Below are 11,850 nucleotides of genomic sequence, written 5' to 3' on the forward strand. Positions count from 1 at the left end.
GTCAGCAAGGGCGGCGTCGACAAGCAGCTATATCTCGACATTCTGACCTCAACGCTGTTCGGGGCTCCCCTCTATAAGACCTATGCGGCGCTGATCGTGGAGGGCAAGTTCAAGCCGGCCGGCTTCGCGGCGCCGTTGGGTCAGAAAGACATCCGGCTGACGCTGGCAGCAGCCGAGGATTTGCGCGTGCCGCTGCCGATCGCCAGCCTCCTGCGTGACCGCTTCCTCACCCTGCTCGCCCATGGCGGCGAAAAGCTCGACTGGTCGGCCATCGGCAGGCTTGCCGCCAGGGATGCCGGCATGGACGCACCTTCGGGGGCGGGCATGCCGTCATCGGAGGCATAACCAAACAGTATTCCGCTGCCCTGTCCCGAGCGGCCTCGCCGGCGTTCGTCGGAATAATGACAAGCTTTCCTCGAGGTGAGCGGCGATTCGAAACAACTAAAGCGGCAAATCGATAGAACTTCTTGGATATCCGTTGCATCCGCACACGCGTCACAAAGCATGAAATTACTTTTTATCCGCAAGCGGGAGGAATTGGCCGAAGATCCGACAATTTTGGTTATCTGTCTCGAATGGCGAGCCATTTTTCCGTCCCCAGCAGGAGTTCTACGCCTTCTATCTGCTCAGCCACGGCCTGATGGTGGAGGATCGTGCGACAGCGCAAGCCCCGCATGACAATGGGTTATCGCACCTCTGCTTAATGGAGTGGACGACTGACCAATAGAGGATTGCTCAGGCGAATCCCGCCTGAGGGTAGCTTGCGGCTGAGAGACGCTTTGCATTACGAAACCGTAATATCGGAGCCGCAACTTCGCCCTAATGCAGATAGCAACTCGGACGGTCGAAACCGGAGATGCCCTATGCCGACAGTCGGCTATTCCTCGACCCAGAAGAGTTTGCACTGGGCTTTGTTCGCGTTGGTTGTAGGCATGTATCTGCTGACCTTCGGCGATGATCTCTTCCAACGTGGCGATCCCGACCGAGCCCTTGCATGGTGGCTTCACATCTCTTTTGGCCTGCTTCTGGCTGCTCTCGTGCTCTGGCGGGTGGCCTTGCGGTTGGCAAGAGGCGCACCGACCCTGCCCGATTCCATGACAGGTTTCGAACGTGCCGTGGCCAAGCTTGGTCATCTCGCCCTGTATGTCCTGCTTGTCGCAATTCCCGCGCTTGGCATCCTGCTGACGTGGTTCAGAGGCGATGCGCTGACCTTTTTCGGATTGTTTACGATTCCGGCACCTTTTGCGCCGGATCGCGGCATCGCGGGCAGTATCAGAGAAGTTCACGGCCTTTGCGCTAACGCAATCTTGATCCTGGCTGGAGGACACGCGCTAGCCGCGCTCTGGCACCATTTCGTGAAGAAGGACGACGTGTTAAAGCGGATTCTGCCCCGAAGGGAACCAGTAACCTGCTTCGAACGCCGCTAGAATAGCTCCGCTGCAGGGGTAAAACCCGCATGGCATAAGTGATCTTACAGGAAACGCACAGCCAGCCCTTTCCAGAAGCATCATGAAGCCTCGTTGGTCTTCACCTGTGAACGGCAGCGCCATCCGACCCTTGTCGGACAAATTTGAAAGCCACCGTTCCGGCACGTGCGTCACTCCGGCAAAGGCGACCACAACATCGAGGTTTGGCAGATCAACTGCCTGCGTTGCATCACCGGATATCACTTCTACATGGGCATAATGAGCAAGATTGCTTTGCGCGCGCCGAGCGAGTTCTTCGTCGATCTCGTATGCAATCACGCGTCCTTCAGACCCCGTCAGTTCCGCGAGGATGGCGGTGAAATAGCCGACACCAGCGCCCACCTGAAGGACAGTCTGACCGGGAGCCATATTCAGATGGTCGAAAGCCAATGCCCAAAGTGACGGCAGGCCGCTGTTTAATCCGCGCTGTTCGTCAAGCGAGACCAGAACGTCGTGGTAAATCTCGTGAAGTGCGGTTGAAGGGCTGGTATGGACCGCCCCGATTTGCAATCTCGAATGGATACGCCATGGCCCGTCGCCAAGGTACTGTTCGCGCGGAACCTTTGCGAAGGCCTCGATGACCGCAAGATTGTGCAAGACAGGTGATGAGACACGCAGGTCTTCGGCAAACCACCGGCGCGCTTCACTGGCATCGATTCTTGTTGGCATGGAAATATCGGCTCGCGGATTGTGCGTACTTTGTCATGCTCTCAGAAAACCGAACGACGGCAAAGGGTCCCTATCCCCGCAAGACGATCCGCTCGCAGCTCAAGGAGCCGCTCCGAAACCAAGGGTTCGCAACGAACTCGGCAGACGTGGAAGCCGTCCTGCGGTCGGTCGGCCTGGATCCGGCCCTCAGTTACAGGTTCCCGCACCAGCTCTCTGGCGGGATCAGTTCCGGAACCTTATACCGCTACCGAAGGTTGATCTACCGAGCTGGGCCGGCGAATAAGCCAGAAGCCCAGCCAGAGCGGCAGATAAAATGAATGAGCCCAATCAAGTACAGTCCGAAATCATCACCGCTGACCTACTCTTCGCGAGGGTCATGCACGACTATGACTACCAAGCTTCGAGGCACAGCCAAGGCTCTCGCGAAAGGCCGTGGTGGGGTCCACGGTCAGAGGCCATCCCGTCCGCCCTGCTGTCGAGGTGCTTCGAAGCGTTGGACCAGGCAAGCTCTGACTTGAGCACGATCATTGCAAGCTCGCGCCAAGCTCGACATTAGGCCAAGACAGCGCCCGTGCATCCACGTCGGTGATCAGCATATGGCCCGGCGACACTGTGATCGAGATCGCGAGTTCGGCACGAGCAAGAGCGTCTTGGGCGGTCAGGCTGCTGGCCCAGAATACAGGCACCTCCCCTTCCAAGACTTCGACGGCATCGCCCCAGTCGGGAGCCATCAAATTTCGGATCCCGATCGTCGTGGGCTCTCCGACATGGATGGGCGACCCGTGCGCATGCAGAAAACGCGCGGTGAGCGCGCGAACCTTGTCGACGTCGCTATACCTTATCGGGCGCATTGAGACGACCATTTCGCCACCGAACGGTCCGACTTGGGACGTCTCGATCTTGGTGCGGAACTTGGGGGCGGTTTTTCCACGGCCGATGCGCCGGAATTTCACGCCCTTTTCGACAAGTGCGGCCTCGACGGTGAGCGAACTGCCGAGCGCGAAAGCCGAAAAGTCATCTCGCCATAGGTCGATGATGTCTGTGGTCTGCCGGATCATCTCGCCAAAGTAATAGATGCTGTACTGTGGCGCATCGGTACGGATATCGATATCGCCCAGCGCTGGCAGCAATGGGCTGCCCGCACGGCTCACGCCCACCAAAGGGCAGGGTTTCGGATTGCGGACGCAAAACTGATGGAAATCGGCGGCAAAGCTGCGGGGCACAATCACGACGTTGGCCTGGAGCTTGCCGCGCGCAAGCCCTCCTGTATGCCCCTCATAGGCACCCATCCTGACGAGCCTGCGTAGGCTGTCCGCATCGACCATTCGCAAATCCTCGTAGATCAATGAAGTGATCGGGCGAGCCATGGCTTCCAACGGATATGCACGTTTCAGAGACACGTCGAGAGCGCGTAAGATCATCGGCGGGTCGGTCACTTGTCAAATCATCAGAATCTTTTCTCATCGATAAATCGTATTTATTGGCTGGCGAAGGATGGCGCTTATTATTAGCTTTTGCTCATATTTGTTCTCATTGACAGCTGCGGCAGCCGATCGCTTTTATCTGTCGGCTCGCCTCGTGCAGGAAGCCAAGATCCCGGTTCATGTAGAAAAGCAGGAAAGCCGCATAGAGTACAAAGACAAGGCTGAAGACCAGCGTCTTGACGACCAGCGACAATGCAAAAACATTCAGGTGCGGAGAGGCCCGCGCCAGGAAAGCCAGCACAATGTCGGACAGGAGCATGCTGATAATGAGCGGGAAGACGAGGGTCAGCGCCATCGCCAGGATGCGATTGAGCAGACCGAGAAATATCCCCGCAGCATCCTTGCTGAATACAGGCAGAAGTTGATCGATCGGCCACAGGCCGTAGCTCTCGTAGAGACTGGTCAGGGAAAGCTGCACACCTCCGGCGGCCAGGTAGACCGTGACCATGATGACGGCGAGTAAGGTGCCGGTGGCACTCGTCTCATGCGTCATCATCGGGTCAATCAGCGTCCCCATCGTGGAGCCGCGCTGCAGGTCAAGGACATCGCCAGCGGCCTCCGCTGCCCAGAACGGTATACCCATTGCGAGCCCGAGCGTTACGCCGACCACCACCTCCTTGAGGATGTACACCACGATCATCGTGGTCGTGATATCGGTGTTCGTCAGCGTACTCACGATCATCGGAAGGACCGGAACCACCAGCGCCAGCGCCACGCCATTGCGCAAAAGACCTGACAACGGCACACGCGAAAAAAGCGGCATCAGAAGCATGAAACCGGTCATGCGAGCGAGCGCGAATGCGCCTGCCAGAAGATAGACCTGAAGCTCTTTGACGGAGGCGAAGAGTGGTTCGACCGGCATCCGCGTGCCTCAACGCGTGACGACGGGAAATTCGTCCAGCGCCGTCGAGGCCTGTTGCGCGATCTGTTGTCCAAGCAAAGGACCGAAGACGATGATGACCAGCAGGATCACGACCAGCTTGATGGTCTGCGGCAGCGACTGGTCCTGAATTTGCGTCAGCGCCTGGGCAAGACCGACGAGGACGCCGACCGCCAGCGCAGCAATGATCGCCGGGCTGGACGCGAACAGCACCGTGAGAAGTGCGCTTTGGACCTTTGCCAGGATGAAGTCATTGCCCATGCAACCCTCCCATCGGCGTCAGCCGTAACTCAGAATGAGGCCATGCATCAGCCGCGACCAGCCATCTATGGCAACGAAAAGGAACAGTTTCAGAGGAATCGATATGAGGACCGGCGAGACCATGATCATGCCGAGCGTCATCAGGATATTGGCAACAACGATATCGATGATGAGGAAAGGAAGATAAAGCAGGAAGCCGATCTCGAAGGCACGGGTCAGCTCGGATGCGACAAAGGCCGGAACAAGGATCGAGAGATCGTCGTCCTTCAGGTTCTGCCGCGCCTGTTCCGGCCACAGGCGGCTCGTTCCATCGAGAAAGAACTGCCGCTCCTGCGGCTGGGTGAACTTCATGAGGTGTCGCTGCAATGGTTCCCTGACCAGTTGCGCCGCTCTGGCGAGGTCGTCCGTGGTCTGGAACTGAACCTGCCCTTCCTCAAGTCGGCCCGACATCTCGCTCAGCAACGGGGTCGTCACATAGACCGTGAGCACAAGCGCTATGCCGTATAGCACCAGATTGGGTGGCATCTGCTGGACGCCGAGCGCGTTGCGGATGAGAAACAGCACGACCGAGATCTTCAAGAATCCCGTCATCGTGACGACCGCCAGAGGCAGCAACCCGACAAAGCCGACCGCGATCAGAATCCCAAGCAGATTGGGCGAATTCTCAACCATTATCGAACATGCGCACGATCCGCACGCCCAGGCTTTCGCCGATCCGCACGATCTCACCGCGGCCGACACGTTTGCCGTTGGCGATGATGTCGACAATCGCCTCGGTCACATCGGCGAGCGGAACAATAGTGCCGGGCGCAAGCTGCTTCACCTCCCCGAGAGGCATTGCCGTGCGGCCGATCTCGAAGGCAAGCACGACCGGCAACTCGTCCAGGGTTGATTCTTCCAAAGTCTGGCCGGCTGGCGGCGACGTGTTCTGGTTCATGGTCCACTCCCAATTCGATCCGGCGATAGCCGTCGGCGCGGCAAGCAATTGCGGCCCGGCGGCCGTCAGGGCGACCGGCGCATAAAGGCGCTCGGCAATGATGAGTGCCGCCATGCGTTCTTCCGCCTCATTCCTGAAAAGAACTACGTCGTCAGGCTGGAGGCTTTTAAGCTCGCCAAGGGTTAGGTTGAGTGCGCCACGCCGAAGGCAGATTGGCAGAGGAAATTCGGCCGGGCACGGCGGTCTGGCCTTGGCGATCTCGTCGAAAAGACGGCCGATCCGTACCGCCAGCCCGGCGTCATTCGTGTTCAAGACGCAGTCAATCGTTTCCTGACTGCCGGTCAGGACAAAAGCCAACGGGGTCTCGCCCGAAATGGAAACGGCATCTGCTTGTGTGACCGAGGTGAGCGCGATGCTCTCGCCCAGTTTGGCCTCGACCCATTCGAGATCCTCTTCAAACGCGGATTCCAGCAGCAGTGCTGCGTGAGCGGGGGCCAGCCGCTTCATGTCGACCAGTTCGTCTGCCCTGGCGAAGCCCCGTTCGACCACAGAAAGCGGCAGGCGCAATTTGCCCATCGTGTCTCCGACGGAGAACGCAATCGTGCACCACCGCTGGTCGGCAGGGTTCGGCGCCGGCCAGACGGCGGCAATCGCCACGGCCTTGCCCGCGATCGTGATTTCCGCGGGCGCGCGCCGGCGGTAGAAGGCGTTCAATGCCTCAACGTCGACAGACGCAACAGAGTTCAGCACCAGCCGCTCGCCAACGCTCGACCGTGAGGCCTTGCGTTTTGCCGGCTTTACCTGCGCTCTCGTTTTTCCCGACGCGAAGGCTTGGGGCATCACATCCATATTCACGATCACAAACTGGGCTATCGTTCTGTGGACAGGCGCGTTGGACCGCGCTCCTCTTCCTCGGAAAGCTCGGCAAGCGCCAAGCAACGCCGTGCGGTGCGTTTGGTCAGATGCTGCAACAGCCTGTCCAGCTTCGTCACCGCCTTCATGGTTGCACGATGATCATTGCGGGCTTCCGACAGCTCCGCTTTCCGTTGCTGCTCGACAACGCCCGCCATCTTCTCGTTTTCCCGCAACTGCGCGGTTTTTCTGGCGGCGATTTCGAACCGTGCCTGTAGCCGGTGAAGACTGGCAGCCTTTATCGGATGCCCAACAAGCGAGCCGAACGCTGCGTCTTCGGCATCGATGCGCTGGAGGTGCTCCGTGACCGCACCGGCCGCCTCCCGACCCTTCCTCGCGGCCCGGTCCACAGCAGCGTGCCTTCTGATCACCTCTTCCCTTGCGCGGTCTTCACGCCGGCGTCTGAGGTCGCGTAATCGAGCGATCATCTCACGATCTTTCACCGACGATCTCCCGCATGAGTTGGCGTGTCCTCTCCAGGCTCTCATGAGTGGCGGACGCCTGACGCAGAAAGGCGTTGATGACACCGATCTTCGCCACTGCCTCGTCCGCCACGGGATCGCTGCCTTTTTCGTATTCACCGACGCGCAGGAGAAGCTCGATGTCAGCGTAGCGGGCAAGCAGTTCACGCAGGTGGCCGGCGTCGGACCGATGTTCCGGCGCCACAACCGCATCCATGAGGCGGCTTCGGCTGCGCAGGACATCAATGGCCGGGAAATGGTTGCGCTGCGCAAGCTCGCTCGACAAGAAGACGTGGCCATCAAGGAGGGCCTGAACTTCCTCGGCGACAGGGTCCAGCGTACCGTCGCCTTCAAGAAGAACGCTGTAGAGGCTGGTGATGGATCCGACGCGACCCGTGCCTGACCGCTCGAGCAGACGGGGCAAGACCGCAAACAGCGAAGACGGAAAGCCGCGACGCGTCGGCGGCTCGCCCGCGGCCAGGCCAATCTCTCGCTGCGCACGGGCAAACCGCGTTATGTTGTCCATTGCAAGCAACACATGCTTGCCCTGGTCGCGAAAATATTCGGCAATACTGGTCGCCACATAGGCGGCCTTGACACGCTCGATGGCAGGACGGTCGGAGGTCGCAACGACGACAATGGCCCTCGCCCGCCCCTCCGGCCCGAGCTGTTGTTCGAGGAATTCGCGCACCTCACGTCCGCGCTCTCCAACAAGGGCGACCACGGCGACATCGGCATCGGTGCCGCTGACGATATCGGAAAGCAGGATCGACTTTCCCACCCCAGGTTCGCCAAAGATGCCGACGCGCTGCCCGCGCGCGCAGGTGAGCAGCCCATCGAGGGCGCGTATTCCGAGCTGGATCGGCTCGGAAATCAAGCTGCGCTCCAACGGAGATGGCGGATAGGCATTGACCGGATAGCTGCCGATGATGCCATTCGGCGAAAGCGGCTTGCCGTCCAATGGCTCGCCAAGCGCGCTGATCACTCGACCAAGAAGGCTGGGACCGACTGGCACCTGCTGGTCTTTTCCGGTCGCCACGACCTCAGTCAGGTTTGAAAGACCGGCCAAATCGCCAAGCGGAACAAGGACCGCCATTTCGTCCATGAGGCCGACGACTTCCGCCTTGGTCATCCTGCCAGTCCTGGGGTCGACGAGTTCGCATATCTCGCCAATACGGGCCTCCTCCACAGTCGCATGAATGACCGTGCCGGCGACCCGCCGTACACGCCCCTTCCTGGGCCGGCCGGTATCGTCGCGCAGGCCCGAACGCAAATTCGGAATGATGGAGGCCAGACGGCTTTCGATATCGGCGGCGGGCGCGGTCATCGGACCTCCGTCTTCGGCGCAATCGCGGCAGCTATGGCTTTGAGCTGCGCGTCGATGCTCGCGTCGACGACGGCAAAGTCGGTCGAAACGATGCAGGCGTCCGCAGCCAGCGCGTCATCCGCGTCGATCTCAACCGTCATCGCCAGATCACTCTCGCGCAAGACTGCCTCCAGCTCATCACGAACCCTTTCGATGGACCCGGAATGAACTCGGAGTTTTAGGTACTTGGCGCGGCGGATTTCAGTCACCGCCTGTCTTGCGCCTTTGGCGACAAGCGCGCCGACGTCGAATTCTCCCAGAATTCGCCTGACGATATCGACGGCAAGGCCAACGACTTCGGATTCCAGCCCACCGAAATAGCGATCCACTTTGACCGCCGTCTCGCTGATTAACCGCGTGGCCTCCGCATCGCCTTGCGCCCTGCCGTCGTCATAGCCCTGCGCGTATTCGGCCGCATAGGCTCGCCGTGCGGCGTCGCGCAACTGCTGCGCATCACGCCTTGCTTCATCGAGAAATGCATGCCCATCCTGGAGAGTGCGCACCTCGGCGGCCCGCAGGATCCGAGCGTAGGGACGCCTCAGAGCTTCCGACGCTTTGCCCGATTCGATCATCTCGTCTAGCTCATCGCTCGTCGAACAATTGCGGGGCCGACCTCGGCAAATTGTTCGGCTACCGGCTGGTGAATAAGCTGTTGCGGCATCAGCTTGAGACGCACCCGCATGCTCGTATCGCTCGGCATGGTCTGACACCAGGCGCCAAGGCAACTCAGGCCGTCGGCATAGACGCGATCGGAAATGTCTTCCAGCGGCCCCAACCGCTGCATCGGGCCGGCCAGATCGCGGTTGGCTACGGCGAAAGCACATAGATCAGCGCCAAGCGCCGCCTGCAACGCGGCCGCTTCGCGCCCGACAATGACAGCGGCCAGACTCCCGGCCCAGTAGATCGCGCCCGAGCGAAGCGCAAGTTCCTCCAACTCTTCGCCAGACGACAAGGCGATCGCTCGATCCACCGCATCGGCCGGCTCTTCGACTGCCGGAGAGAGCCTATGCCGGTCGAGCAGAAGCTTCGACAGTCGCTCCTGCAGGCGTTGCGACCGCAGCATGCGCTCGCAGGCAGCCTCGCCGATGGCGCCGTCAAAGCACTCCGCGAGCCAAGCCGCATCCACATAGGATGCGGGGTTGGACATGAATGCCTGCCATTCCGGGCTGGCAGTTTGCTCCGAGCCGGGCTGGGTCATGTTTTCTTCACCGGCATTGCGGAAGCATCGAGCGCATAGATGCCGGGCCGTCGATACCACTGCATGTAGGCCAACCGACCAGCCAGCGCGAGTATGGCCGCCGCCATGCCGTAAAACAGCGACATCGCGGCGGCGACGCTGTCGGGATGTAGCCACAGGCCGAGGAAGCTGGTGAACCCGGCCTCGCCGGTTTCCTGCTCGGGGGCTGTCGCTGCAACCGGAATGAGGGTGACGGAAACATTGTCATAGGTCAGTCCGGCGATGCCCTTAGCCACCAGCATCTTGACCTGCGGGATGAGCTCATTCATCGGAACGGATGCGCGATGCCGGATGAACACGGAGGCGGAGGACGGTACCAGTTGCTGCCTCAGCGGATCGTTTTCGGGCAGGACGAGATGAACGCGCGCCGAAAGCACGCCGTCGATGTCCGAGATCGTCTGCGAAAGCTCCTGGCTCAGGCCATAGATCATCGTTGCCCGCTCTTCCACCGGCGAGGACACAAGCCCATCCCTTTTGAACACCTCGCCGAGCGTCTGGAATTCCTGTTTGGGCAAGCCGCTCTCGTCGAGAATGGCCATAGCTTCGGCGAAGCGGCCCTTCTGTACGGAAACCGTCATCTTGCCGTCCTTGCCGACCTCGCGTTGGGCCGGGATCCCGTGACGCATGAGCGTGGCCACGATCTCGTTGGCCTGCCGCTGGTTAAGGTTGGAATACAACTCCACCGAACACGCCTGGAGCACAAGCATACCCATGACAACGAGCGCAACGCGACACCGGACGCCGCATTGATTCAATCGCGTTGAACGCCGCAGCGAGGTTGGCATGGGCACGAACACTCCGCGGCGCTTACTGTTGTTTGATCAGCGTGCTGGTGGACGACGTGACGGCCGTCACGCTGCTCGTAACCACCTCGAGATTGGCGGCTGCCCACATCACCGAAATCGATCGTTCCAGGAGTTGCTCTGCGTTCTTGGCTGGGGAGTCTTCGCCTTCCTTGCCGGACGGGGCCGTCTTGTCGGCGCGATCCTGCATGGCGGCCGTTTCAGCACTTGGGGAAGCGTTAGCCTGGCCAAGAGCCTTCTGGACCTGCTGCATGGTTCCTTCCAGCGACTTAACGGCAGAACCGAAAAGGGCCGATGGTTCCGTGAACACCCCACCTGCAGCGTTCTCCGTCTCGGCCATGTAGTCGAAGAGTTTGTGTTCGACGATCGGCTCGGTCTTCTCCGGTTTGGAAGTCTGTCCGCCGATTGCCGGATTGGCGCCGGGCGTCTGCGCCACCTGCTGACCAGCCGGCATCGCGACATCACTGCGCTCAGGCATATTGACCTTCGCGGCATCGTGCTTTTCTTGCTTGGCGCCCACCATTCGGTTACCGGGCTGCGCTGCCGCGGCGGCGGTGATTTGCTGTTGCGAACTTATGCTGGTGGTCAAGTTTGCAAGCGTAGCCTCTAGGGCTCCAATCGGCGCGATTTGCATGAATGTGCCCTCCAGTTCTTAGTTCGGTTTGGCGGAGGGGACAGTCTGCGCCTCCGCCTGCTTTCCGCGGAAAACGCGGACCGACACAGCTTTGCCGGTCTCCTGCTTCGTGCTCGGCGTGGCAGGAACCCCGAGCGTTTTCCTGACGAGTTCGATGTAGGATGGCGGCCCCGATACCGAGATGACATCGTCTTGCTTGGAAACCTTTATTGGAAACTTCGGGTCGTTGACGCCCAGCCGTGAAAGCCTGTCTTCGGCGTCAGCAGCCATGTTGGCATCAAGCGGGATCATTTCCGTCTGGACTTCCGCTTCGGTCGCGACGTTCATGACGATACCGTCGAAATGCCAGACCAGCCCGTATCGATTGCATATCTCTTCGAGGAACTCGCGGGCCGTTCCAACCGGCATGCCGGCGCTCAGGCGCCCCTTTACCAGCTTGCTGACACGCATGGGCACCCGCATGTTGCGGCCGAGCTCAACCAGCGCGTCTGTCACGGACTGATCGATCGTGATGTATTTGTAAGGGCCAGGGGGCCAGCGCGGTTCGGCAGCGGACGCACGCTGCCAATCAAAGCCGAGCGCCAGGATGACGGCAAGGCCGCAGGCGACAACGGTAGCCCTGCCTCCCGACAACCGATCCGCATGGTAGATACCGCGTCCCGTCACATTGGTCCTATCGCAAGCGACCCACGAGTGATGACCCGCCTCGCTTACTTCATAGCTTGTCCGCCGATGTCATC

General features: G+C 60.3%; 15 protein-coding genes and 1 pseudogene. 3 read left to right on the plus strand and 13 right to left on the minus strand.

The annotated features are described in order from the left end of the window. Together NKI24_RS25025 and NKI24_RS25030 are read left to right on the plus strand one after the other, a co-directional pair. Positions 1–345: NAD-binding protein (locus tag NKI24_RS25025; protein ID WP_352749204.1), on the plus strand; the 345-nt coding region annotated here is incomplete at its 5' end. A 518-nt stretch (positions 346–863) separates the two neighbouring features. Then, a complete protein-coding gene (locus NKI24_RS25030) occupies positions 864–1,427 on the plus strand; it encodes a cytochrome b (protein WP_352449123.1) in 564 nt (187 codons plus the stop codon). Here NKI24_RS25030 and NKI24_RS25035 read toward each other — a convergent pair. Continuing rightward, entirely contained in the window at positions 1,374–2,135 is a 762-nt protein-coding gene (locus tag NKI24_RS25035) for a protein-L-isoaspartate O-methyltransferase family protein (RefSeq protein WP_352449124.1), read from the minus strand. The two genes, NKI24_RS25030 and NKI24_RS25035, sit on opposite strands and share 54 nt — an antisense overlap. Before the next feature lie 71 nt (positions 2,136–2,206). On the opposite strand from NKI24_RS25035, the pseudogene NKI24_RS25040 reads away from it, so the two are divergent. Next, positions 2,207–2,356 (plus strand): annotated as a pseudogene (locus tag NKI24_RS25040) (ABC transporter ATP-binding protein); the annotation flags it as partial. A gap of 303 nt (positions 2,357–2,659) precedes the next feature. Here the strand turns inward: NKI24_RS25040 and NKI24_RS25045 are convergent. The 12 genes from NKI24_RS25045 to NKI24_RS25100 form a co-directional block, all read right to left on the minus strand. After that, positions 2,660–3,571: a D-glutamate cyclase family protein gene (locus tag NKI24_RS25045; RefSeq protein WP_352449125.1), complete on the minus strand. Its 912-nt coding sequence runs from the start codon at positions 3,569–3,571 to the stop codon at positions 2,660–2,662. 94 nt (positions 3,572–3,665) lie between these two features. Next, positions 3,666–4,481, minus strand: a complete 816-nt coding sequence (gene sctT / locus NKI24_RS25050; protein WP_352449126.1) for a type III secretion system export apparatus subunit SctT — start codon at positions 4,479–4,481, stop codon at positions 3,666–3,668. Between the two features lie 9 nt (positions 4,482–4,490). Further along, positions 4,491–4,760, minus strand: a complete 270-nt coding sequence (locus NKI24_RS25055; protein ID WP_352449127.1) for an EscS/YscS/HrcS family type III secretion system export apparatus protein — start codon at positions 4,758–4,760, stop codon at positions 4,491–4,493. An 18-nt stretch (positions 4,761–4,778) separates the two neighbouring features. Further along, the gene (gene sctR / locus NKI24_RS25060) at positions 4,779–5,432 is read right to left on the minus strand and encodes a type III secretion system export apparatus subunit SctR (RefSeq protein WP_352449128.1); all 654 of its coding nucleotides are present in this window, start codon (positions 5,430–5,432) and stop codon (positions 4,779–4,781) included. Next, on the minus strand, positions 5,425–6,537 hold the full coding sequence (gene sctQ, locus NKI24_RS25065; protein WP_352749212.1) for a type III secretion system cytoplasmic ring protein SctQ: 1,113 nt from the start codon (positions 6,535–6,537) through the stop codon (positions 5,425–5,427). The genes sctR and sctQ overlap by 8 nt, the downstream gene beginning before the upstream one ends. Before the next feature lie 29 nt (positions 6,538–6,566). Further along, the gene (locus NKI24_RS25070) at positions 6,567–7,052 is read right to left on the minus strand and encodes a hypothetical protein (protein ID WP_352749215.1); all 486 of its coding nucleotides are present in this window, start codon (positions 7,050–7,052) and stop codon (positions 6,567–6,569) included. Continuing rightward, positions 7,039–8,397, minus strand: a complete 1,359-nt coding sequence (locus NKI24_RS25075; RefSeq protein ID WP_352749218.1) for a FliI/YscN family ATPase — start codon at positions 8,395–8,397, stop codon at positions 7,039–7,041. The genes NKI24_RS25070 and NKI24_RS25075 overlap by 14 nt, the downstream gene beginning before the upstream one ends. Continuing rightward, complete coding sequence (sctL, locus tag NKI24_RS25080; protein WP_352749221.1) at positions 8,394–9,008, minus strand: type III secretion system stator protein SctL; 615 nt, start codon at positions 9,006–9,008, stop codon at positions 8,394–8,396. The genes NKI24_RS25075 and sctL overlap by 4 nt, the downstream gene beginning before the upstream one ends. Positions 9,009–9,013: 5 nt before the next feature. Beyond that, positions 9,014–9,634 (minus strand): SctK family type III secretion system sorting platform protein, encoded by a 621-nt coding sequence (locus NKI24_RS25085; RefSeq protein WP_352749224.1) that lies wholly within the window; start codon positions 9,632–9,634, stop codon positions 9,014–9,016. Continuing rightward, positions 9,631–10,458 (minus strand): type III secretion system inner membrane ring lipoprotein SctJ, encoded by an 828-nt coding sequence (gene sctJ, locus NKI24_RS25090; protein ID WP_352749304.1) that lies wholly within the window; start codon positions 10,456–10,458, stop codon positions 9,631–9,633. The genes NKI24_RS25085 and sctJ overlap by 4 nt, the downstream gene beginning before the upstream one ends. 22 nt (positions 10,459–10,480) lie before the next feature. Further along, positions 10,481–11,110, minus strand: a complete 630-nt coding sequence (locus tag NKI24_RS25095) for a hypothetical protein (protein WP_352449134.1) — start codon at positions 11,108–11,110, stop codon at positions 10,481–10,483. Positions 11,111–11,128: 18 nt separating this feature from the next. Then, on the minus strand, positions 11,129–11,776 hold the full coding sequence (locus tag NKI24_RS25100) for a type III secretion protein (protein WP_352449135.1): 648 nt from the start codon (positions 11,774–11,776) through the stop codon (positions 11,129–11,131). Between the last annotated feature and the right edge of the window lie 74 nt (positions 11,777–11,850).

It is taken from the genome of Mesorhizobium sp. M0701, assembly GCF_040320365.1.
In the GTDB taxonomy this organism is placed as follows: Bacteria; Pseudomonadota; Alphaproteobacteria; order Rhizobiales; family Rhizobiaceae; genus Mesorhizobium.